The organism is Chlorobiota bacterium, assembly GCA_016710285.1.
Classification (GTDB): Bacteria; Bacteroidota; Ignavibacteria; order OLB7; family OLB7; genus OLB7.
This window is the reverse complement of the sequence record JADJXR010000001.1, coordinates 560306-584153: the sequence shown is the minus strand read 5'-3', so window position 1 is coordinate 584153 and position 23848 is coordinate 560306. Positions and strand designations below refer to the sequence as shown.

General features: G+C 56.6%; 13 protein-coding genes. 12 read left to right on the top strand and 1 reads right to left on the bottom strand.

The window, feature by feature from the left end; genetic code table 11:
- Positions 1-178: 178 nt before the first annotated feature.
- Positions 179-4936, bottom strand: a complete 4758-nt coding sequence (locus IPM61_02070) for a hypothetical protein (GenBank protein MBK8910092.1) — start codon at positions 4934-4936, stop codon at positions 179-181.
- A 274-nt stretch (positions 4937-5210) separates the two neighbouring features.
- Here IPM61_02070 and IPM61_02065 point away from each other — a divergent pair, with 274 nt between their 5' ends.
- From IPM61_02065 to IPM61_02010, 12 genes are all read left to right on the top strand, one after another.
- Positions 5211-7571, top strand: coding sequence for a tetratricopeptide repeat protein (locus IPM61_02065; GenBank protein ID MBK8910091.1), 2361 nt, complete (start codon positions 5211-5213; stop codon positions 7569-7571).
- A complete protein-coding gene (locus tag IPM61_02060) occupies positions 7568-9109 on the top strand; it encodes a tetratricopeptide repeat protein (protein MBK8910090.1) in 1542 nt (513 codons plus the stop codon). Before IPM61_02065 ends, IPM61_02060 begins: the two co-directional genes overlap by 4 nt.
- A 65-nt stretch (positions 9110-9174) precedes the next feature.
- Positions 9175-9945 carry a hypothetical protein gene (locus IPM61_02055; GenBank protein MBK8910089.1) on the top strand — a complete coding sequence of 257 codons (771 nt, stop codon included), beginning with the start codon at positions 9175-9177 and terminating at the stop codon, positions 9943-9945.
- Complete coding sequence (locus tag IPM61_02050) at positions 9942-11243, top strand: tetratricopeptide repeat protein (GenBank protein ID MBK8910088.1); 1302 nt, start codon at positions 9942-9944, stop codon at positions 11241-11243. Before IPM61_02055 ends, IPM61_02050 begins: the two co-directional genes overlap by 4 nt.
- A gap of 838 nt (positions 11244-12081) precedes the next feature.
- Complete coding sequence (locus IPM61_02045; GenBank protein ID MBK8910087.1) at positions 12082-14226, top strand: tetratricopeptide repeat protein; 2145 nt, start codon at positions 12082-12084, stop codon at positions 14224-14226.
- The gene (locus tag IPM61_02040) at positions 14223-15236 is read left to right on the top strand and encodes a glycosyltransferase family 9 protein (GenBank protein MBK8910086.1); all 1014 of its coding nucleotides are present in this window, start codon (positions 14223-14225) and stop codon (positions 15234-15236) included. The genes IPM61_02045 and IPM61_02040 overlap by 4 nt, the downstream gene beginning before the upstream one ends.
- Before the next feature lie 126 nt (positions 15237-15362).
- Entirely contained in the window at positions 15363-17387 is a 2025-nt protein-coding gene (locus IPM61_02035; GenBank protein MBK8910085.1) for a (Fe-S)-binding protein, read from the top strand.
- A gap of 169 nt (positions 17388-17556) precedes the next feature.
- Positions 17557-18735 (top strand): acyltransferase family protein, encoded by a 1179-nt coding sequence (locus IPM61_02030; protein ID MBK8910084.1) that lies wholly within the window; start codon positions 17557-17559, stop codon positions 18733-18735.
- Positions 18736-18976: 241 nt separating this feature from the next.
- Positions 18977-20314: a hypothetical protein gene (locus tag IPM61_02025; GenBank protein ID MBK8910083.1), complete on the top strand. Its 1338-nt coding sequence runs from the start codon at positions 18977-18979 to the stop codon at positions 20312-20314.
- A 32-nt stretch (positions 20315-20346) separates the two neighbouring features.
- Positions 20347-21177: a phosphate ABC transporter substrate-binding protein gene (locus tag IPM61_02020; protein ID MBK8910082.1), complete on the top strand. Its 831-nt coding sequence runs from the start codon at positions 20347-20349 to the stop codon at positions 21175-21177.
- Between the two features lie 232 nt (positions 21178-21409).
- Positions 21410-22666: a phosphate ABC transporter permease subunit PstC gene (gene pstC / locus IPM61_02015; protein ID MBK8910081.1), complete on the top strand. Its 1257-nt coding sequence runs from the start codon at positions 21410-21412 to the stop codon at positions 22664-22666.
- A gap of 3 nt (positions 22667-22669) precedes the next feature.
- On the top strand, positions 22670-23803 hold the full coding sequence (locus IPM61_02010; protein ID MBK8910080.1) for a phosphate ABC transporter permease PstA: 1134 nt from the start codon (positions 22670-22672) through the stop codon (positions 23801-23803).
- The last annotated feature ends 45 nt before the right edge of the window (positions 23804-23848 follow it).

Below are 23848 nucleotides of genomic sequence, written 5' to 3'. Positions count from 1 at the left end.
AGGAGGCATCACAAAAGTGTGATGTGATGGAAAGGAACCAGCCTTGAATAGGCGCGGCAAGCAGCAGCGATGCATGGCGGGGGGCCAAAGTGATGCTTGCGGAAAGGAACAGGCAGCAATGCTATCCAACAATTAGACGGAGGAAGCCACAACGCTTCCTCCGTCCAATCGTTCGCAGTTACCAGGCAACCCAGCCTGCGGTCCCGCTGTTCACGTAGATCAGCATCAGGCGGCCGCCAGCAGGAATGGTTGTGCTGCCAGCCATTGGAACTGGAGAAAGGGTTGCCGTCGCGTTGGCATCGGCATTGTAAATCCACAACACCTGGCCCACCACCGCGCTTGGCAGGGTGATGGTGATAGCTGCCGGGTTGCTGTTGGCCGTCCCGTTCTTGATTACCGCCACCGAGGTGCCGTTCGGGATCGTTCCGTTGGCATCGCCAACCAAACTGTTGTCGTGGCTTAGCACCGTCTCGGACGTAGCCGTCAGCGTGGTGAACTTTCCGGTGGAAGCGGTGGTTGCGCCAATGGCAACTCCATCAATCGCGCCTCCGGTTAGCGTCAAGGTGTTCCCAACCTGTGCATCGGTCAATCCGTTTCCAATCCGTGCTGCGTCAATGGTTCCCGTCGCAGCATTGATTGCCGTGATGATGGAGGCTCCAGCACCAGATTGCACGGAGTTGACGCTGTACCCAGCACTCAACGAACCGCTCACATCACCAGCCGCCGGCGACTCGGTATCGCGGGAAAGGCTTGCTGCCAACTGAGCATCGTTGATCGTGCTTGTTCCACTGTTGACCGAAGCGATCAAGGCATCACCCTGCGCGGCAGTTATTGGGAATGTTTGTTCGCCGGTCCAGGTGTTGGTTTCTGAAAGATCAACTCCAAGTGGCGATCCCGTGGTTCCATCACCAACGATGGAGCTATCGGCTGAAACGCCGATGACCCCGTTGAGCGAAGCGATGGTTCGGGTCTCCAACGCGCCACTGTTGGAGGTGACGATGTTGGTGGAGGTGCTGCTTGCTGGGAGCGTGGTCCCGGTGATGGTGGTGAACCGTCCGGTGGAAGCAGTGGTTGCCCCAATCGGAGAGTTCTCGATGGTTCCAGCCGTGATGGAGAGGTCGTCGTTGACTTGCGTGTTGGTCAAGCCATTTCCAATCCGTGCAGCGTTGAGTGTTGTGGTTCCGGCATTGACCGAAGCGATCAAGGCATCACCCTGGGCGGCGGTTGTTGGGAAGGTCTGTTCGCCGGTCCAGGTGTTGGTTTCTGAAAGATCAACTCCAAGTGGCGATCCTGTGGTTCCATCACCAACGATGGAGCTATCAGCTGAAACGCCAATGACCCCGGCCAGCGAAGCAAGGGTTCGAGTCTCCAACGCGCCACTGTTGGAGGTGACGATGTTGGTGGAGGTGCTGCTTGCTGGGAGCGTGGTCCCGGTGATGGTGGTGAACCGCCCGGTGGAAGCAGTGGTTGCCCCAATCGGAGAGTTCTCGATGGTTCCAGCCGTGATGGAGAGGTCGTCGTTGACTTGCGTGTTGGTCAAGCCATTTCCAATCCGTGCAGCGTTGAGTGTTGTGGTTCCGGCATTGACCGAAGCGATCAAGGCATCACCCTGGGCGGCGGTTGTTGGGAAGGTCTGTTCGCCGGTCCAGGTGTTGGTTTCTGAAAGATCAACTCCAAGTGGCGATCCCGTGGTTCCATCACCAACGATGGAGCTATCGGCTGAAACGCCGATGACCCCGTTGAGCGAAGCGATGGTTCGGGTCTCCAACGCGCCACTGTTGGAGGTGACGATGTTGGTGGAGGTGCTGCTTGCTGGGAGCGTGGTCCCGGTGATGGTGGTGAACCGTCCGGTGGAAGCAGTGGTTGCCCCAATCGGAGAGTTCTCGATGGTTCCAGCCGTGATGGAGAGGTCGTCGTTGACTTGCGTGTTGGTCAATCCGTTTCCAACCCGTGCAGCGTTAATGGTTCCTGCCGCAGCATTGATTGCCGTGATGATGGAGGCTCCAGCACCAGATTGCACGGAGTTGACGCTATAGCCAGCCGCCAGCGAACCGCTCACATCACCAGCCGCCGGCGATTCGGTATCGCGGGAAAGGCTTGCTGCCAACCGAGCATCGTTGATGGTGCTGCTGCTGGCATTGATTGCCGCCACAATGTTTGCCCCTGCCCCTGCGGTGGTGGCAATGGTTGTTGTGCCGGTCGCCCCTGTCACGTCGCCGCTAAGGGTGATGGCACTAACGGTTCCATCCACGTAGCCTTTGGTGGTAAGGGTTGTGGCAGCATCGGCACCGACCGTTGCTGCCGATGTTGCTTTGCCGGTGATGTTGATTCCTCCAGTTTGGGTCAGCGTGAGTTCCGGTCCTCCGGTGTTATCCATGTCAATCCGAAGTTCGTTGGCAGCGGTGTTGTAGCTGACCTTTGCTTCATCGGAGGTGCTTGTCCCGATAAACAATGTGCTGGGGCCTAAGTAGAGATCCTTCCAGCGATTTGTTGTTGATCCCAGGGAGAAGACGTTGTTCAAATCGGGCTGGGTTGTTCCGCCGCTGTTGATCGGTTTATCAATCACCAGCACATCATTGGTGTTGTCGTAGCTGATGGTGGCTCCGTCGGCACTGGATTGCGTGCTGGGGCCTCCTTTAAGGTTGGCAATGCCACCAGCACTGAACCGCCCGATATGAATACTTCCACCGGTTACATATAACGAACGCCAGCGCCGTTCTGGAGAACCTAGGCTTACGGCGGAATCCACTTCCGGGACAAACGATCCTTCGTAATCCAGCGGTGCGCCGGTTGAGCGGAGGAACCGTGCACGGATTATTCCTTCGGTTGCAAACGCAAGGTCTTGGGCGTTGTTGGTGCCCAAGTAGCGCGTGGTGTCGTCGGTGATGCTGTTGCCGGCAAGGCTCCAAACGGTGTCGGCAAGGTTCTTCCAAGCCGGAGCGGTGGATGCGCCTTGCGAGGCAAGGTATTGCCCTGCTGTCCCCGCGCTTCCGGCCACGGTCAGCGGGCCGTTGATGTCAAGCCCGCTGCTGGTGAACACCTTGGTCCACCGTTTCGATGCCGAGCCAAGCGAGTAGGTGTTGTCGGTGTTCGGGCCAACGGTCCCTTCCACTTGCAGTTTGAAGTCACTGGTGGAGGTTGTTCCAACGCCAATGTTTCCTTCCACCAACAAACCGTTGGTTGGTGCGGCGGTTGTTCCGGAGTAGGTTGCGCCGATTGCCGCGCCACCTTCAACATCCAGCGTGCTTTGTGGAAGATCGGTTCCAATGCCCATGCGCCCGGCTCCGGTGATGGTGGCTTCGTTGTCGCCATCGCCGTCGGCATCCACCTGCATCCGTTTGGTGCTGCTGGAGTTGGCATAGCTCAGCACGGTTTCATCGCTGGCAGCGTTGCCGATGTGAACGCTGGTTGGGCCAACAAACAGGTCCTCCCAGCGTGTGGCGGTTGTTCCCAACGTTTTGCTGGTTCCCGATGGAGTAATGTTCCCCGCCACCGACAAGTTCCCCGATTGATCCAACGCCATGTTCTCCACGCCGCCGTTTCCGTTAAAGATCAACGTTCCGCTGCTGTCCGGCATTCCAATGTGGAAATCGTTCGCTGGACCATCCAATTTCAGCCGTGCAATCCGCTGTGAGTTTGGCGCGGCGGCCTTCGGCTGCAACACAAGCTGATCGGGGTCACCAACGATGGTTGCCGGGTTGTCGGTGGTGGTGGTTCCAACGGAGAAGTTCCCGTTGATGTCCATCACCGCTTCTGGTGTTCCATCGCCGCTTGGATTAAAGCGGAAGGAGTTTGTGGAGGTGCTGTAGCTAATAAATCCCTGGTTCGTCCCGGTTCCCATGCTCAGCCCGGTGGAATCCAGATAGAGACCGCGCCAGCGTTTTGCTGTGGAGCCAAGATCGTAGGCGTAGTCGGCATTGGGGCCAACATGGCCGGCAACTTGCAGTTTGAAGTCGCTGGGAGAGGTGGTCCCAATGCCAACGTTCCCTTCCACCAACAGTCCGTTTGCGGGTGCGGCGGTTGTGCCGGAGTAGGTTGTGCCGATTGCCGCGCCACCTTCAACATCCAGTTTGCTTTGCGGAGTTGTGGTCCCCAAGCCCGTGCTTCCTTCCACGATCAAGCCGTTTGCGGGTGCGGCGGTTGTGCCGGAGTAGGTTGCGCCGATTGCCGCGCCACCTTCAACATCCAGTTTGCTTTGCGGAGTTGTGGTCCCCAAGCCCGTGCTTCCTTCCACGATCAAGCCATTTGCGGGTGCGGCGGTTGTGCCGGAGTAAGCTGCGCCGATTGCTGCGCCACCTTCAACATCCAGCACGTTCGCTGGGGTCACGGTTCCCAATCCAACGTTCCCATTCTTGTTGAAAACAACGCGGCGGATTTCGTTCGCATCAAAGAAGAACTGGCCCGCGCTGTTGGTGTTGTCGGTTCCAACCTGCCAGTAGTCACCAAGCAGGTTGAATTTCTGGCTGACGCGGGTTGGGCTGGTGGTTTTGCGTTGCAGCACCAATTGGTCCGCATCTCCCTCGATGGTAAGGGGGTTTAGCGTGCTTGTGGTGCCAACGGCGATATAGCCATTCGCATCCATGATCGCCTCATACACGCCGTCGCCGTCCGGGTCAAACAGGAAGGATTTGGTGATCGGGTCGTAGCCGATGATCCCCTCGCTTCCATTGATGCCGATATGAAGGCTGTTCGGACCAAGAAATAAATCCTCCCAACGCCGGGTTGATGACCCCAACGAAAACAAGTTGTTGGTGCTGGGGCCAATGCCGCCAGCAACTTCCAACTTGAACGAATCAGGGCGCATGGTCCCGATTCCCATATTGCCAATCGTGTTGACCGTTGGGTGTGGCGTTGGTGTGGGTTGTGCAAGCAGCGTTGCCGTGGTTGCAAGCAACAGGAAGGCAGCGGCACGCAGCGTCGTTCGCAAAGTCTTCATCCGTAGCATTGGTAATGGTTGCTGTATTGGTTGCTGTTGAATAAGCATTGGGAAGGCAAAATGCCCGTAGTTTGCCAACGGTTGGTAGTTGAACCGCATGAAAGCATCCTATGCTGGCATCATAGAATCAGCGAATATAGTTGAAATCACTCTGCTAAGAATCTAGATTAAATATCGAGTAATGGGGAATAAGCACTTGCTTTCACCAACCATGGAGTAATCGAGATACAGGGAAAGGGGAACACCGAACATATTTTCTACATCCATCAACGAAATGAATCCAGACACAACCCTGACAGACCTGCGCGCCGCCGTGACCGCAGCCACCACGCCCGCCGAGCGCGCTGGTGCGTTGAACCAACTTGCGCAGGAGTTAGCCCAGCAAAGTCAATATGCCGAAAGCCTTGCTGTTGCCGAGGAAGCCCAGGCCGCAGCCAAGCAAGCGGGGGAGTTGGCCGCCGAGGCCGCAGCACTACGCCAGCAAGGGGTGGTGTATTGGCGGAGGGGTGAGTACCGCACGGCGTTGCCATTGCTGGAGGAGTCGTTGCAGCTGTATGAAGAGCTTGGCGATGCTTCTGGTGTTGCCGCTGCCATCACAAGCATCGGGAATACGCACTTGCGGCTTTCGGAGCACCCAAAGGCATTGGAGTATTACCACCGTGCGATTGCTTTGTATGAAGAACTTGGCGAGCGATCAGGCATTGCCAGCGTCACCGTCAACATCGGGAATGTCTATATGGATCGTTCGGAATACCCGAAGGCGTTGGAGTATTACCGCCGTGGCCTTGCCTTGCATGAAGAACTTGGCGACCGTTTCAATGCAGCGATTGCCACCCGGAACATCGGGAATGCCTACTCTGATCTTTCGGAATACCCAACAGCGTTGGAGTATTACCACCGCGCACTTGCCATGTATGAAGAGCTTGGATATCGTGCTGGTGTTGCTGGTGTTATCGGAAACATTGGAAATGTGTGCCTGCGCACAGCGGATTACCCGAAAGCGTTGGAGTATTACCGCCGTGGCCTTACTGTGCATGAGGAGATTGGTGACCGTGCCGGTGTTGCACGCGCAACAGGAAGCATCGGAACCGTGTACCGGAACCTCTCGGAATACCCGAAGGCCCTAGAGTATTACACCCGTGCGCTTGCCTTGCTTGAAGCGATTGGCGAGCGTTTGGAAATTGCCAACATCACCGTCAACATCGGGAATGTCTATGCTTCCATCTCCGACTACCCAGGGGCGTTGGAGTATTACAGCCACGGGCTTGCCTTGCATGAAGAGCTTGGGAACCGTGTTGGTATTGCTAATGCCACCGGAAACATTGGGATTGTGTACTACTCCCTGTTGGACTACCCAAGGGCGTTGGAGTATGCCACCCGCGCACTTGCCTTGCATGAAGAGCTTGGGAACCGTGCCGGTGTTGCTAACATCACCGGAAACATTGGGAGCTTGTATTCCTCCCTGTTGGATTACCCAAAGGCGTTGGAGCATTACGCCCGTGCGATTGCCTTGCATGAAGAGCTTGGAATTCGCTCCGGCGTTGCCAGTGCCATCAGCGGTCTCGGGAACGTGTACCGGGAACTTTTGGAGTATCCGAAAGCCCTGGAGCATTACACCCGTGCGCTTGCCTTGCAGGAAGAAATTGGCGATCGTTTTAGTGTTGTTAGGATCATTGGAAATCTTGGCTCGCTCTATTCCCAACAAGCATTCGCCGAGTACAACCCTGCTAAAGCCGAAGAACTCCTCTGCCAAGCAATCGCCCTGGGCGAGGAGCTAGGAACAAAAGGCTATGATGCCCACAAATCCTTAGCCACCCTCTACGAACAAGAAGGCCGCTTTGAGGAAGCACTCACCCACTTCAAAAAATTCCAAGAACTCTACCAAGAAGTCCAAAGTGAGGAAGCGAAAAAGAAGGCAATCCAAGTAGAGCAACAACGGCAGATTGCGGAGATGGAAAAACGCACCGCCGCCGAACGCGCCGATGCCGAAGCCACCAAACGGGTGCTCCACAACATCCTTCCACCAACCATCGCCGAACGTGTTGTTCGCGGCGAGGAACATATCGCTGAATCGTTCGAGTCGGTGACGGTGTTGTTTGCCGACATTGTTGGGTTCACGGTGCTTTCGCAACGGATCACACCACAGGAGTTGGTGACGGGGTTGGACCTCTTGTTCAGCCAGTTCGATGAGTTGGCGGAGAAGTATGGATTGGAGAAAATCAAGACAATCGGAGACGCGTACATGGCAGTGTCAGGATTGCCAGAAAGCCGCGAGGATCACGCAGAATCGGCGGCGCGAATGGCGATAGAGTTGGTGGAAGTGGTGGCAGGATTCGATGGGCTTGGGGATGGGATTCAACTCCAAGTACGGATTGGCTTGCACAGCGGCGAGGTAGTGGCGGGGATCATCGGGAAGAAAAAATTCGCGTACGACCTGTGGGGCGACGCAGTAAACACGGCCAGCCGAATGGAGAGCCACGGGGAGGCTGGGAAGATTCACGTGAGTGAGGAGTTTGCCGAGGAGCTTCGGCGGAGTGGAGGCGAACTCTCGATCACGCTGGAAGAGCGTGGCGAACTAACCATCAAAGGGAAAGGAACGCTTCGGACCTATTTTCTAAACCCATCAACGAAATGAATCCAGAAACAACCCTCACCGACCTGCGCGCCGCCGTAGCAGCAGCCACCACACCTGCCGAACGTGCCGGTGCGTTGAACCAACTTGCCGAGGAGTTAGGGCAGCAAGGAGAGTATGCTGAAAGCCTTGCAGCGGCGGCGGAAGCTCATGCCGCAGCTAAAGAAGCAGGTGATGGTGCTGCGGAAGCAGAAGCCTTGCGGTTGCGAGGGGTGGTTCATTGGCGGAGGGGCGAGTACCGCACGGCGTTGCCATTGCTGGAGGAATCGCTGACCCTCTTTGAAGAGATTAGCAACCGTTCCGGCATTGCCCGTTCCACCAACAATATCGGGAATGTGTACTTGAACCTTTCGGAGTACCCAAAGGCGTTGGAGCATTACAGCCGTGCGCTTGCCCTGCATGAAGAGCTTGGCGAACGTTCCGGTGTTGCCCGTGTCACTGGGAACATCGGGATTGTGCACTGGAACCTTTCGGAGTCCGTAAAATCGTTGGAGTATTACGCTCGTGCACTTGCCCTGCATGAAGAGCTTGGTGAACGTTCCGGTGTTGCCCGTGTCGCTGGGAACATCGGGGATGTGTACCGGAGCCTTTCGGAGTATCCAACAGCGTTGGAGTATTACCTCCGTGCGCTTGCCGTGCATGAAGAACTTGGTGAACGATCTGGTGTTGCCCGTTTCACCGTGAACATCGGGGCTGTGTACGCGCACCTTTCGGAGTACCTGAAAGCGTTGGAGTATTTCGTCCGTGCGCTTGCCGTGCATGAAGAGCTTGGCGACCGCTCCGGTGTTGCCACTGTCACCGGGAACATCGGGAATGTATATACCCGCCTTTCGGAGTACGCAAAAGCGTTAGAGTATTACACCCGTGCGCTTGCCGTGCATGAAGAGCTTGGTGATCGCTCTGGTGTTGCCCGTGTCACCAGCAACATCGGGAGTGTGTACGCGAACCTTTCGGAGTACCCAAAGGCGTTAGAATATGACAGTCGTGCACTTGCCCTGCATGAAGAGCTTGGTGATCGCTCTGGTGTTGCCCGTGTCACCAGCAACATCGGGAGTGTGTACGCGAACCTTTCGGAGTACCCAAAGGCGTTGGAGTATGACAGCCGCGCTCTTGCGTTGCATGAAGAGCTTGGTGATCGTTCTGGTGTTGCGATTGTCACCGGGAACATCGGGAATGTGTACGAATCCCTTTCGGAGTACTCGAAAGCGTTGGAGTATTACAGTCGTGCGCTTGCGTTGCATGAAGAGCTTGGCGATCGTTCCGGTGTTGCCCGTGTCACCAACAACATCGGGAGGTGTACGAATCCCTTTCGGAGTACCCGAAAGCGTTGGAGTATTACAGCCGTGCGCTTGCTCTGCATGAAGAGCTTGGTGAGCGTTCTGGTGTTGCCGGTGTCACCGGTAACCTCGGCTCACTCTACTCACAGAAGGCATTCACCGAGTACAACCCCAGCAAAGCCGAAGAGCTTCTGCAGCAGGCAATCACCATCAACGAAGAGCTTGGAATCAAGCAGAACCTGTATGGGAACTATCAGTCTTTAGCCACTCTTTACGAACAAGAATCCCGCTTCGAAGAAGCCCTCACTCACTTCAAAAAATTCCACGAGGTGAAAGAGGAAGTCCAGAGTGAGGAAGCGAAGAAGAAAGCCATCCAAGTAGAACAACAACGGCAGATTGCGGAGATGGAAAAACGCACGGCTGCTGAGCGTGCTCGTGCCAAAGCCACCGAGGAACTTCTCCACAAAACCCTCCCACCAAGCATTGCCGATCGGATGATCTCCGGCGAACGCCAAATCGCCGACCGCTTCGACTCCGCCAGCATCCTGTTTGCCGATGTCGTCGGCTTCACCCCAATGACTGCGCAGATGCCAGCAAGTGCTGTTCTGGAGTTCATGAACTTCGTCTTCGCCCATTTCGATGCCATCGCGGCGAAGCACGGTTGCGAGCGAATCAAAACAATCGGCGACGGCTACATGGCCGCGTGCGGCGCACCGATTGAGTGCGCGGACCACGCCGAGAGAATTGCGAGGATGGCGATGGAGATGCTGGAAGATGTGGCACTGCCGGAAAGCATCACCGAGCATCTGCCACCAAACACAGAGTTCGAGATACGAATCGGCCTACACACCGGCAGCATCACCGGCGGAGTAATCGGCACGGGGAAGCTGGCCTACGACATCTACGGCGACGCAGTAAACACCGCCAGCCGAATGGAGAGCCACGGGGAGGCAGGGAAGATTCACGTGAGTGAGGAGTTTGCGGAGGAGCTTCGGCGGAGCGGGGGCGAACTCCCGATCACGTTAGAAGAACGTGGCGAGCTAACCATCAAAGGGAAAGGAACGCTTCGGACCTATTTTCTAAACCCATCAACGAAATGAATCCAGAAACAACCCTGACCGACCTGCGCGCCGCCGTAGCAGCAGCCACCACACCTGCCGAACGTGCCGGTGCGTTGAACCAACTTGCCGAGGAGTTAGGGCAGCAAGGAGAGTATGCTGAAAGCCTTGCAGCGGCGGAGGAAGCTCATGCCGCAGCCAAAGAAGCAGGTGATGGTGCTGCGGAAGCAGAAGCCTTGCGGTTGCGAGGGGTGGTTCATTGGCGGAGGGGCGAGTACCGCACGGCACTGCCATTGCTGGAGCAATCGCTGAAGCTGTATGAAGAACGTGAGGATCGTTCCGATGTTGCTCGTGTCACCGTGGGCATCGGGAATGTGTACAACTCCCTCTCGGAATACCCGAAAGCGTTGGAGTATTACAGTCGTTCGCTTGCCATGTTTGAAGAGCTTGAGGATCGTTCCGGTGTTGCTGGTGCCACCGGCAACATCGGGATTGTGTACCAGAACCTTTCGGAGTACTCGAAGTCGTTGGAGTATTACGGTCGTGCGCTTGCCATGTTTGAAGAGCTTGGCAATCGTTTCGGTGTGGCTACTATCACCATGAACATCGGGAACGTGTACAAGTCTCTCTCACATTACCCAAAAGCGTTGGAGTATTACAGCCGTTCGCTTGCCCTGCGTGAAGAACTTGATGAGCGTTCCGGTGTTGCCAGTGCCACCAACGGCATCGGGAATGTGTACCAGAACCTTTCGGATTACCCGAAGGCGTTGGAGTATTACAGCCGTGCGCTTGCCCTGCATGAAGAGCTTGGCAATCGTTCCGGTGTTGCCAGTGTCACCAGCAACATCGGGACTGTGTACGGGGCCTTTCGGATTACCCAAAAGCATTGGAGTATCTCAGCCGTGCGCTTGCCTTGTATGAAGAGCTTGGTGATCGTTCTGGTGTTGCGATTGTCACCGGGAACATCGGGAATGTGTACGAATCCCTTTCGGAGTACTCGAAAGCGTTGGAGTATTACAGTCGTGCGCTTGCGTTGCATGAAGAGCTTGGCGATCGTTCCGGTGTTGCCCGTGTCACCAACAACATTGGGAGTGTGTACGAATCCCTTTCGGAGTACCCGAAAGCGTTGGAGTATTACAGCCGTGCGCTTGCTCTGCATGAAGAGCTTGGTGAGCGTTCTGGTGTTGCCGGTGTCACCGGTAACCTCGGCTCACTCTACTCACAGAAAGCATTCACCGAGTACAACTCCACCAAAGCCGAAGAGCTTCTGCAGCAGGCAATCACCATCAACGAAGAGCTTGGAATCAAGCAGAACCTGTATGGGAACTATCAGTCTTTAGCCACTCTTTACGAACAAGAATCCCGCTTCGAAGAAGCCCTCACTCACTTCAAAAAATTCCAAGAGGTGAAAGAGGAAGTTCAGAGTGAGGAAGCAAAGAAGAAAGCCATCCAAGTAGAGCAGCAACGGCAGATTGCGGAGATGGAAAAACGCACCGCTGCTGAGCGTGCGCGTGCAAAAGCCACTGAGGAACTTCTCCACAAAACTCTCCCGCCAACCATTGCCGACCGGATGATCTCCGGCGAACGCCAGATCGCGGACCGCTTCGACTCCGCCAGCATCCTGTTTGCCGATGTCGTCGGCTTCACCCCCATGACGGCGCAGATGCCAGCGGGTGCTGTTCTGGAGTTCATGAACTTCGTCTTTGCCCACTTCGATTCCATTGCTGCCAAGCACGGTTGCGAGCGAATCAAGACAATCGGCGACGGCTACATGGCCGCCTGCGGCGCACCGATTGAGTGCGCGGACCACGCCGAACGGATAGCGAGAATGGCGATGGAGATGCTGGAGGATGTTGCGCTGCCAACAAGCATCACCGAGCATCTACCACCAAGCACAGAGTTCGAAATCAGGATCGGCCTGCACAGTGGAAGCATCACCGGCGGAGTAATCGGGACGGGAAAGCTGGCCTATGATATTTACGGCGACACAGTAAACACCGCCAGCCGAATGGAAAGCCACGGGGAGGCAGGGAAGATTCACGTGAGTGAAGAATTTGCCGCCGCTCTTTCTTCGGCAATCAGCACTGGTGAACTCCCGATCACATTGGAAGAGCGTGGCGAGCTAACCATCAAAGGGAAAGGAACGCTTCGGACCTATTTTCTCAATCAAGTAATTCCATGAATCCAGAAACAACCCTGACAGATCTGCGCGCCGCCGTAGCCGCAGCCACCACACCTGCCGAGCGCGCCGGTGCGCTGATCCAGCTTGCCAAGAAATTAGAACAGCAAAGCCAATATGCCGAGAGTCTTGCTGCCGCCGAGGAAGCCCATAGCCTTGCCAAAGAAGCAGGGGATGGTGCTGCCGAGGTAGAGGCGTTGGGTCTGCAAGGCTTCTGCCGTTGGCGGAGGGGTGAGTACCGCACGGCACTGCCATTGCTGGAGGAATCGCTGAAACTGTTTGAAGAGCTTGGGAACCGTTCCGGTGTTGCTCGTGCTACCAACGACATCGGGAATGTGTACGGGAGACTTTCGGAGTACTCAAAAGCGTTGGAGTATTACAGCCGTGCGCTTGCCCTACATGAAGAGCTTGAGGATCGTTCCGGTGTTGCTGGTGCCACCGGCAACATCGGGATTGTGTACCAGAACCTTTCGGAGTACTCGAAGTCGTTGGAGTATTACGGTCGTGCGCTTGCCATGTTTGAAGAGCTTGGCAATCGTTTCGGTGTGGCTACTATCACCATGAACATCGGGAACGTGTACAAGTCTCTCTCACATTACCCAAAAGCGTTGGAGTATTACAGCCGTTCGCTTGCCCTGCGTGAAGAACTTGATGAGCGTTCCGGTGTTGCCAGTGCCACCAACGGCATCGGGAATGTGTACCAGAACCTTTCGGATTACCCGAAGGCGTTGGAGTATTACAGCCGTGCGCTTGCCCTGCATGAAGAGCTTGGCAATCGTTCCGGTGTTGCCAGTGTCACCAGCAACATCGGGACTGTGTACGGGGACCTTTCGGATTACCCAAAAGCATTGGAGTATCTCAGCCGTGCGCTTGCCTTGTATGAAGAGCTTGGTGAGCGTTCCGGTGTTGCCATTGCCACTGGGAACATCGGGAACGTGTACGTGTGCCTCTCGGAGTACCCAAAAGCGTTGGAGTATTACAGCCGTGCTCTTGCCATGCGTGAAGAGCTTGGTGAGCGTTCCAGTGTTGCCATTGCCACTGGGAACATCGGGATTGTGTACGCATTCCTTTCAGATTACCCGAAAGCGTTGGAGTATTTCAGCCGTGCTCTTGCCATGCGTGAAGAACTTGGTGAGCGTTCTGGTGTTGCCAGTATCACCGGAAGTCTTGGTTTACTCTACTCCAAAAAAGCATTCGCTGGGTACGATCCCACCAAAGCCGAGGAGCTTCTGCGGCAAGCAATTGCTCTCAATGAAGAACTGGGAACAAAAGGTCAGCTGTATAAAGCCCACCAATTCTTAGCCACCCTCTACGAACAAGAATCCCGCTTTGAGGAAGCACTCACCCACTTCAAAAAATTCCACGAGGTGAAAGAGGAAGTTCAGAGTGAGGAAGCAAAGAAGAAAGCCATCCAAGTAGAACAACAACGGCAGATTGCTGAGATGGAAAAACGCACGGCTGCTGAGCGTGCTCGCGCAAAAGCCACCGAGGAGCTTCTCCACAAAACTCTCCCGCCAACCATTGCCGACCGGATGATCTCCGGCGAACGCCAAATTGCCGACCGCTTCGACTCCGCCAGCATCCTGTTTGCCGATGTCGTCGGCTTCACCCCAATGACTGCGCAGATGCCAGCAAGTGCTGTTCTGGAGTTCATGAACTTCGTCTTCGCCCACTTCGATTCCATCGCGGCAAAGCACGGTTGCGAGCGAATCAAAACGATTGGCGACGGCTACATGGCCGCGTGCGGCGCACCGATTGAGTGCCCGGATCACGCGGAGAGAATTGCCAGAATGGCAATGGAGATGCTAGAAGATGTGGCACTGCCAGCCAGCATCACCGAGCACCTGCCACCCAACACAGAGTTTGAAATCAGGATCGGCCTGCACACGGGAAGCATCACCGGCGGAGTAATCGGCACAGGCAAGCTGGCGTACGACATCTACGGGGACGCAGTAAACACCGCCAGCCGAATGGAGAGCCACGGGGAGGCAGGGAAGATTCACGTGAGTGAAGAGTTCGCGGAAGAACTTCGGCGGCGCGGAGCCGATGCTTCCTCAATGATCCTGACCGAGCGCGGGATGATGGAGGTGAAGGGGAAGGGAGCGATGCGGACGTATTTTCTGCAATCTTCAATTCTTCCATGACCAACGTTCTTATCATTCAAACCGGATTTTTGGGGGATGCGGTGCTGGCAACGGGATTGCTGCGGGGGCTTGCTTCCCAGCCGGAAATCCATGTTGGAATGGTTGTGCGCCAGGCCTATGCCCAGCTGTTCCACGGCCACCCCGCGCTCCGCTGGGTCCATCCATTCCAGAAGCAAGCAAAGGGCGGGTTTGCCGCCGTGCTGGAAAGTATCACGAAGGTGGGGTATGATCTTGCCCTGATTCCGCACCGCTCCGCACGCTCGGCGTTGTTGGCGTGGCGCGCGGGGATTCCGCGCCGCATCGGATTCCGGCAAAGCGAGCTTCCGCTGCTGTTCACCGACGCTGTGGAGTATCACATTGCCCGCCACGAAACCGACCGCAACGCCGCGCTGCTGGAACGCGCCGGAATCTTTGCCGCCCCCCGGGAACCGTGGCTTCGCGCTTCCCCCCACGACTTTCTTGACCTGCTTCCCTACGCTGCCGAAGGGAAGTCGCTGGTGCTGGTTGCGCCCGGATCGGTGTGGCCAACAAAGCGATGGGGTGCCGATGGCTACGCCGCACTTGCGCGCCAACTTACCGAGCGTGGCGCGGCGGTGAAGCTGATTGGAAGCGAAGCCGAGCGGGAGCTTTGCCAACGGATTGCCGCCGAAGCCGGGCTGCCCCAGGACCACAACCTTGCCGGCAAACTCACCTTGCGCCAGCTGTGCATGCTGATTGCGTTTGCCGCGCACGTGGTGGCCAACGACAGCGCCCCGGTCCACCTTGCCGAAAGCCTGGGAACCCCGGTGACGGCAATCTTTGGGCCGACGGTTCCGGAGTTCGGTTTTGCGCCCAGGGGGGAAGGGTCCGCAGTGGTCCAGGCCGGTCCGCTTCCCTGCCGCCCGTGCGACATCCACGGCCCGGCGCGCTGCCCCGTTGGAACGCACCAATGCATGGCCAGCATCACCCCGCAGATGGTTCTTCGTAACATCTCTCTTCCCACGCTTTCACCTTCGGCTTCCGAACCGTAACTTCGGGCCAAAATTGGCAGGCCACTGCGGGGAATCCGTTGCTGGCAATCGTGCCGAAACCTTCCCTTTCTGCTGGGCTGGCGTGCGCAAACGCCGGCGGCCAGCAACCGACCAACCGAACCGATCATGCAGCACATCATCTTTGCCGTTGTTTTTATTGCCGCCTCGGCCGGCATCCTTTGGAACCTTCGCCGTTTGATCGGCTACCTGAACATCGGGAAGCCGGAGAACCGCTTCGACCGCATCGGGGAGCGGATCAAGAACGTGCTGGTGGTGGCCATTGGGCAATCGAAACTGATGCGCGAGCCAGTGGCCGGCGCAATCCATGCCATGATTTTCTGGGGCTTCCTGGCGTTGCTGGCGGCGGTGATTGAATCCATCATCGAAGGGCTGATTCCGGGCGGGAACATCGCGTGGCTGGGGCCAATCTACTCGGCCATCACCATCTCGCAAGATGTCTTCTGCGTCTCGGTATTGGCCGGGGTTATCTGGGCCTGGTGGCGGCGTTCGGTGGTGAAAGTGAAACGCTTGCAGGGGGATGCCGATGAGAAGAAAGATGCGATGCTGATCCTGGGCTTGATCGGCGTTATCGTCACCTCCCTTCTGGTGACAAACGCCGCACGGCTGGGGGCCGGCCAGGAACACGCCTGGGCAGTGCGCCCGGTGGGGATGTTGCTCCATCCGTTGTTCAGCAATCCCGCCACCGCAACGGTGGTGTTCCAGGCGGCATGGTGGATTCATATCCTCACCATCCTCGGCTTCATGAATTACCTGCCGTACTCCAAACACTTGCACGTCATCACCTCCATCCCCAACGTCTATTTCGGCAGCTTGGAAACGGTGAACTCCTTGAAGAAGATCAATTTTGAGGAGGAAGGCTTGGAGAAATTTGGAGTGGTGGATGTGGAGGATTTCACGTGGAAGCAGCTGCTGGACGGAATGACCTGCACCCACTGCGGACGCTGCACCTCGGTCTGCCCGGCGAACGTTACGGGGAAGGTGCTGGACCCGCGCGAAGTGATCCTGCAAGTGCACCACCGGACGATGGACCGCGCGCCAAAATTTGTTGAGATGATGGCCGCCCAAAACGGCGTTGCAACCGGTTCGGGAGAAACGCCGGTGATGGAGGATGAGAAGAAATTGATTGGCGATTACGTCTCGGTGGAGGCCCTGTGGCAATGCACCACCTGCATGGCCTGCGTGCAGGAGTGCCCGGTGATGATCGAGCACGTCCCGGCCTTTGTGGATATGCGCCGCTCGCTGGTGATGATGGAAGCGAACTTCCCGGCCCAGCTGCAATCGGCATTCCAGAATATGGAGAACAACTTCACCCCGTGGGCATTCAGCGCAAGCGAGCGTGCCGACTGGCGGGAAGGGACCCCGGTGAAAACCGTTGAGGAGGATAACGAAGGGGAGGTGCTGTTCTGGGTTGGCTGCGCCGGGGCGTACGACGATCGCTACAAAAAAGTCACCCGCTCCTTCTCCGAACTGATGGATATCGCCGGGGTGAACTACCGGATTTTGGGAACCGAAGAGAAATGCACCGGCGACCCCGCTCGCCGTGCCGGCAACGAATATCTGGCGCAGATGCTGATCCAGATGAACGTGGAGGCGATGAACAACGCTGGCGTGCGGAAGATCGTCACCAGCTGCCCACACTGCTTCAACACCATTGCCAACGAGTATCCTGAGTTCGGCGGGAAGTACGAGGTCCAGCACCACACCACCTTCATTGACCAGATGGTGAAGCAAGGGAAGATCAAGGCAATGACCCCGATGCAGGCCAAAGTTACCTACCACGACAGCTGCTACATTGGCCGCTACAACAACAACTACGAAGCCCCCCGCGAAATGCTGAAAAGCATCCCCGGCGTGGAGATTGTGGAGATGGAACGGAACCGCAGCCGAGGCTTCTGCTGCGGAGCGGGCGGGGCGCAGATGTTCATGGAGGAGACCGAAGGCAAACGGATCAACATCGAACGGACCGAGGAAGCGTTGGGGACCGGTGCCGAAGTTGTTGCCACCGCCTGCCCCTTCTGCATGACGATGATGAGCGACGGAGTGAAAGCAAAACTCCCCGACGGCGGCGTTGTGGTGAAAGACGTTGCGGAGCTGGTGCTGGAGTCGGTGAAAGGGAAGGAAGGGGGATAAGATTGCGGCATACCCCCCCCTTGCCAACGACCGGTAGCCGAAGGTCTTTAGCCTTCGGCGTCAAAGGTCTTTAGCCTTCGGCGTCACAACAGAAAGAACCGTGAGGTTGTGATGACCCCTTTCCGGCAACCGGCAACCTGCCGCAAAACTTGGTGTGAATGATTCCCAAATGCCACGTCTTCGCTGGATAGATCTGTTCCGTGGGCTGGCCGTGATTGGAATGATTGCCACCCACGTTGCCGGGGCGTTCCTTGCCAACCGTTGGAAGGAAGGAGGGGTGTGGAACAGTTTCAATATCGGGTTTGGTTTTGTTGCGCCCGCCTTCCTGCTCTGCAGCGGGCTGACGCTGTGGGGCGCGCTGCAACGCCGGATGGACGCGCCGGAAACGGAGGGGAAGCGGGGGGCGCAATCGTTGCTGCGGCGTGCGGCGTTGCTGCTGCTGTTGGGCTACTGGTTGCAGATTCCGGTGCTCTCCTTGCGGCAGCTGATTTGGCGGCACGACCCCACCGAGCTTGCCCGCTTGTTCGACACCAACGTGCTGCAGGTGATCGCCGTGGCGATGGGGGTGATCGTTCTGCTGGCCCTGGTTGTTCGCCCGCTTGCTTCCGTTGCTTGGGTTGCTGCTGCGCTTGCGGTTGCGATCATTATCGGGACCCCGTGGGTTTGGGCAAGCGATAGTGCTGCGGGGTTGTTCCTTCCGCTGCGGTCCTACTTCATGGCGCAGCCCGATGCCACCTTCTCCTTGTTCCCCCATGCTGCCTATCTCCTCACCGGGTTCGCCTCCGCGCCGCTGCTGCTGAAGCCGCGCCGGTACCAGTGGGTTGTCCCCGCGCTGTTCGCCGCCACCTTCTTTGCCGCCGAAGCCTTGCTTGCCGAAACGATTGGAGGTATCCCGCCGCACGATCGCTACTGGCATGGATCCATCCAACACACCTGCTTCCGGCTGGCGGTCCTGTTCGCCACCATCTCCGCGCTGAAGGCCATAACCCAGCTTCTGGAACAGCAACGGGAAACCCGCTTGGCCACACGGGCGGCAAGCAAAGTGGAGAGAAGAAAAGGGGGAGCGGTGGAAGAAATCGGGAAGCGTTCGCTGGGGATCTACGTGCTCCATCTGATGCTCCTGTACGGCTCGCCGGTGAATATGGGGATGATTGGCTGGTTGGATGGGCGTTTCCGCAACGCCTGGGATCCGCTGGCCTGCCTGCTGCTGACCCTTTCGGTTGCCGCGCTGTGCTACGGCGCACTGCTTTTCTGGGAATGGCTGCGCAAAGCATATCCAGCCGCCGCACGCTGGGCCAAGCGGCTATGGTGGTGGGTCTTCTGGGCGTTGTTTCTGTTGGTGCCGTGATCTTCCTTCCGACCCTTCCTTCCGATCCTTCACCCCCTCCCCACTTTCTTAACATTCCCGTAACACTCCCTTTACGCAGGCATAATCTTCTGCCGGTAGTTTTGCGGTTGCTAAGGGATGCGGAACGAGCGACGCGAACCGACGGGTCTTGCCCACCAAGCAGTGAACGGCTTGGAATCGCTTCCCCACCAAACATCTTCTCTCATTAGTTCCAACACAAACCCAAAACCAAAACCAAAACATGGGATCATTGGTACGCGGATTTTCAACACTGTGCGCGGTGCTTGCCTGCAGCATCGGCGTTGTGCAGGCGCAAGAAGAAGCGGACACTCCTGAGAAAAAATCGCCGGAAGAACTCCACGGCGATGTTGAGACGTTGAAGGAGCGGATGGACGTTGCCGAGGGGGCGCTGGAGAAGCTGAACCAGCTGAAAATCTCCGGCTACATCCAAGCCGAGTGGCAGCATTTTGACCAAACCACCAACCCGCAAGGGCGCGCTTTGTACAGCGACGCACGGCGCAACGCCTTCCTGATCCGCCGTGGCCGGATCAAGTTTCAGCATCGGTATCAGGGGCTAACAGCGGTGCTGTATCCCGACATCAGCGAGCGGGGAGTGGTGCTGAAGGAGGCCTATGTTGATTTCGGATTGCTTCCCGATAACGAACTGAATCTTACCGTCGGCTCGTTCAACCGCCCGAACTACGAAGTTGAAATCTCCTCCAGCAACCGCGAATCCACCGAACGCTCCCAGGTCACCCGCGCGTTCTACCCGGAAGAGCGGGACCTGGGGCTGATGTTCACCTACTATCCAACGCTTGCCCAGGGCTTCACGCCGAAGCTGCAAGTGGGGTTGTTCAACGGTGGCGGCGCAATCGCTGCATCGGAGGTGGATTCCTACAAGGACCTGATTGCCCGCCTGACATTCCCCGTTCCGTTCGGCGATGAGTCGCCTGTTCAGATTGATCTTGGGGCCACGCTCTATCGCGGCGGAATCCCCGTCACCACCGACTCGCTGCTGGAAACGGTGGATGGGAAAACCAAGCTGGTGTTCAACGATGCCACCGGCGATTGGCGCGGCTGGGGGAACCGGAGCAACGTCAACTTCGAAGGCCAAATCTTCCTTGACCTGCTTCCGATTGGCGGAACGATTATCAAAGGTGAGCTGATGTCGGGAAGCCGCCCAACGGCTGCCACCTCGGCGGGGGCTTCCACCGTTGGCATCACCAAAGGGAGCGATGGAAAGGATAGCATCCGGATTGTTCCAGGAACCGCTGCCAAGCCGGTGCAAGTCCGCAATCAAATGGGGTACTACGCCTACTTCATCCAGAACTTCGGCGCCGATGCACAGATCGCCGTGAAGTACGATTACTTCGACCGCAACACCGATATGGAAGGGGCGCAAGTCACTTCATCGGGGGATATGGCCGTTGGGGTGCTGGGCATTGGTGGAAGCATCTTCATCAAGAACGCCCGCATCACCCTGTGGTATGAAATGCCCACCACAGAAAAAGACTCCTTTGGCGGCCTGGAGGACCTGAAGGATAACAAAACAACCGTCCGCTTCCAGTATAAATTCTAACCCAACAGCAACCCCATAACTTCCAAAAAACAATGCTCAAGAAACTGCTTCTAACGTTGACACTGATTGCCGCCTGTGTTGGCCTGTATGCCTTCATGCCGGTGGAGGTCATCACGGTGAAAGGCTCGGACACAATGGTGATCCTTGCACAGAAATGGGCCGAGACGTATCAAGCCAAAAATTCCGGCGTTTCCATCCGCGTTACCGGCGGCGGCTCGGGGACCGGAATCTCGGCACTGATTAACGGCACCACCGACATTTGCAATTCCTCGCGCCCGATGACCAAATCCGAAAAGCAGCAGCTGAAAAACCGCTACGGCTCCCCTGGTGTGGAGGTCCGCGTTGCGAAGGATGGGATCACTATCTACCTCCATCCATCCAACGGCGTAAGCAAACTTTCCATCAACCAGTTGAAAGGGATTTACATGGGGACCATCACCAACTGGAGCCAGGTTGGGGGGAAGAACGCCAGGATCATCGTCTATGGCCGCGAGAACAGCTCGGGGACGTACGCCTTCTTTAAGGAGCATATTCTTGGCGGCTACGACTTTGGCGGAAGCGTCCAAACCTTGCCGGGAACTGCCGCAGTGGTGAACGCGGTGGCCAAAGATGCCAACGGCATTGGCTACGGCGGGTTCGGATATGCGAAAGGGGTGAAAGTCTGCCCGGTCAGTGCCACCGATGGTGGCAATGCCGTTGCGCCGTCGGATGCCAGCATCAACAACGGTTCCTATCCAATCAGCCGCTACCTGTATATCTATCTCAGGAACCGCCCAACGGGTTCGTTGAAATCCTACGTTGATTGGATTATCTCCGCCGAAGGTCAATCCGTTGTGAAGAAAACCGGATACTTCCCGCTGTAAAACCGTGGCAATCGGCAAATAGACCCCGATGCAGATGTGCAATCAGGCGTGGCCCAGCGTATGGCTTGGGCCGCGTCCCTGTTGAAATCGGGGTGGGATGGCAATCGGTGCAGATCAAGGATTCGTAACCGTTCACGGATTGTTCAGCAACCAACTGGTGTTCGCTGTACTTTTGCCCCGCTAACGCAACCGCGCCGATTCCGGCCACACAACCGTCTTCGTTTTCTCTTCCATGAAGCCAGAGCAACCAAAACAACAAAGCCAACCCAAGCAAACGCCTGCTGGCGCGGCCACGGGTCCGGTTGGTTCATATCCATCGCTAACCCAAAAGGAACGCCGAATCGGTGAGCGGCTGATTGAGCTTGGAATCTTCGCGGTTTCCACAACCTCCATCATCTTCATCTTCCTCATCTTCCTGTTCGTCTTCCGTGAAGCATCGCCCATATTTTTTGGGGGAGCCGAAACGGAGAAGAAGGAGGCCCCCGCCGCTGTGCAAACCCCGGGCAGCACAGCTACGGCAGTGGCCGACACTGGGGAGATTGAATCGGAACAGTACAACCCCGAAGAGAAGGATCTGCCAAGCCAATCGCCCGCCGGCGATTCCACTGGTGGGGTTGCAACCACAGCGCCGGGCGGCACTACCCCCAAGCCCACAACGCCGGAGGAGGAAGCCGAACGCGCCCGCCGCATCGTTGGCGATGATTACCCGATCTTGGAACATGAATCCCCGGTGAACATCTCCTACCTGGCCTACAGCAACTGGCAGCCGAACTCGGAGCATCCGCGATATGGCATTTATCCGATTATCCTCGGAACGCTGAAAACCACGCTGGTGGCAATGGTGTTTGCGGTTCCGCTGGCGATTCTTGCCGCGCTCTACACCGCATTTTTTGCGCCGCAATGGATTCGCGAAAAACTAAAACCGGTTATCGAGTTGCTTGCTGGAATCCCTTCGGTGGTGCTGGGCTTTTTCTGTTTGATGACGGTGGCAAGCGTGGTGCAGTCGGTGTTCGGCTTGGATTTCCGGCTGAACTCCATCGTTGGCGGCATTGGGCTTGGGCTGGCGGTGATCCCCATCGTGTACACCATCTGCGACGATGCTTTGCGTGCGGTCCCGCAATCGCTGCGCGAGGCCTCGCTGGCGGTGGGTGCAAGCGAGTGGCAAACCGCCTACAGGGTGATGTTGCCGGCGGCAACGCCGGGAGTTTTTGCGGCAATTCTGCTTGGCACCGGCCGCGCAGTTGGCGAAACCATGATCGCCCTGATGGCCACCGGAAATGCCGGAACATTTAATTGGAGTTTTACCGAGCCGGTTCGGACCTTCGCGGCCACAATCGGTGCGGAAATGGGGGAAGTGGTGTTCGGCTCGCCGCATTACCAGGTGCTGTTCTTCTTGGGTGTCTTGCTCTTTATTTTTTCGTTCATCATCAATTTTATCACTGAGTTTTATGTGAAAGAGCGGCTCATCAAAAAATTCCGGGGGGCATAATTAATGGAAATCAAGCAAACAGTTTTTCACGGCGGAAAGAAAAGCATTCTTGGCTTCTTTGCCACTGGGCTTCCGCTGCTATCTGTTATCATCATTCTGCTGTTTATTGCTGTTATCATCGGCAATTTTATCATCACCGGGTCGGGGCATCTTAGCTGGGAATTCTTGTCCGATTCCCCCCGCAACATGAACACCGAAGGGGGGATTTTCCCCGCTATTTACGGAACGGTGCTCCTGGTGCTGATTATGACCCTTGCGGCGGTTCCGGTGGGGACCATCACCGCACTCTATCTAACGGAGTACGCCAAGCGGACCTCCATTTTTGCACGGGTTATCCGCTTTGCGGTGAATACCCTGGCCGGCGTGCCTTCCATCGTGTTTGGGCTGTTTGGGTTGGGTTTTTTCATCCAAACACTTGGCGGCCAGATAGACTCCGTTCGCTACAACAGCAAAATGGAGGATTTACGTACAACGTTAGCCGTTAGCGCATCCCCATTATCCGGCGGCAAAAAATCAACGGTTGGCGATTTGAAGATTTTTTTGGAGAATAATGAATTCGATTGGAGCGAGCAGGTGCGCCAGTTGGAAGCCTATCCAGAAGGCACAACTGCTGCGGTGAACACCGAGAGAGTGATGGAATATCTTTCCGAAAAAAAAGAATTAGAGTGGGGGAAACCATCGCTGATTTGGGCAGCATTAACCCTTGCGCTTCTTACTCTTCCGGTGGTGATTGTCTCGGTGGAGGAAGCCTTGCGCACCGTCCCGCGCGAAATTCGCGAAGCAAGTTTGGCGTTGGGGGCAACAAAATGGGAGACTATCTGGCGAATTATTCTCCCCAACTGTATCCCAGGAATTTTAACAGGCTCCATTTTGGCGGTTAGTCGCGGTGCTGGTGAGGTTGCCCCAATTTTATTTACCGGAGCGGTCTATTCGCTGCAAGAACTGCCGTCGTCGTTCAGCGACCAGTTCATGCATTTGGGGTATCACCTTTATATCCTGGCCACCCAGTCGCCAGATGTTGACGCAACGCGCCCGCTGCAATATGCCACAACGCTGGTGCTGCTTGGCCTGACGCTGGCATTGAATCTTACAGCAATCATGCTCCGCTCCCGACTGCGCAAGCGGAAGTTGGTGTGATAACAATCGAACGATGCGCCTTGCCGATATTCGGCTCCCGCTTTT

What these genes read in the sequence shown, in the direction of transcription:
- IPM61_02045 (MBK8910087.1), top strand. Translation starts at nt 12,082, where the DNA reads ATGAATCCAGAAACAACCCTGACAGATCTGCGCGCCGCCGTAGCCGCA.
- IPM61_02010 (MBK8910080.1), top strand. Translation starts at nt 22,670, where the DNA reads ATGGAAATCAAGCAAACAGTTTTTCACGGCGGAAAGAAAAGCATTCTT.
- IPM61_02070 (MBK8910092.1), bottom strand. Translation starts at nt 4,936, where the DNA reads ATGAAGACTTTGCGAACGACGCTGCGTGCCGCTGCCTTCCTGTTGCTT.
- pstC (MBK8910081.1), top strand. Translation starts at nt 21,410, where the DNA reads ATGAAGCCAGAGCAACCAAAACAACAAAGCCAACCCAAGCAAACGCCT.
- IPM61_02030 (MBK8910084.1), top strand. Translation starts at nt 17,557, where the DNA reads ATGCCACGTCTTCGCTGGATAGATCTGTTCCGTGGGCTGGCCGTGATT.
- IPM61_02035 (MBK8910085.1), top strand. Translation starts at nt 15,363, where the DNA reads ATGCAGCACATCATCTTTGCCGTTGTTTTTATTGCCGCCTCGGCCGGC.
- IPM61_02065 (MBK8910091.1), top strand. Translation starts at nt 5,211, where the DNA reads ATGAATCCAGACACAACCCTGACAGACCTGCGCGCCGCCGTGACCGCA.
- IPM61_02020 (MBK8910082.1), top strand. Translation starts at nt 20,347, where the DNA reads ATGCTCAAGAAACTGCTTCTAACGTTGACACTGATTGCCGCCTGTGTT.
- IPM61_02060 (MBK8910090.1), top strand. Translation starts at nt 7,568, where the DNA reads ATGAATCCAGAAACAACCCTCACCGACCTGCGCGCCGCCGTAGCAGCA.
- IPM61_02025 (MBK8910083.1), top strand. Translation starts at nt 18,977, where the DNA reads ATGGGATCATTGGTACGCGGATTTTCAACACTGTGCGCGGTGCTTGCC.
- IPM61_02040 (MBK8910086.1), top strand. Translation starts at nt 14,223, where the DNA reads ATGACCAACGTTCTTATCATTCAAACCGGATTTTTGGGGGATGCGGTG.
- IPM61_02050 (MBK8910088.1), top strand. Translation starts at nt 9,942, where the DNA reads ATGAATCCAGAAACAACCCTGACCGACCTGCGCGCCGCCGTAGCAGCA.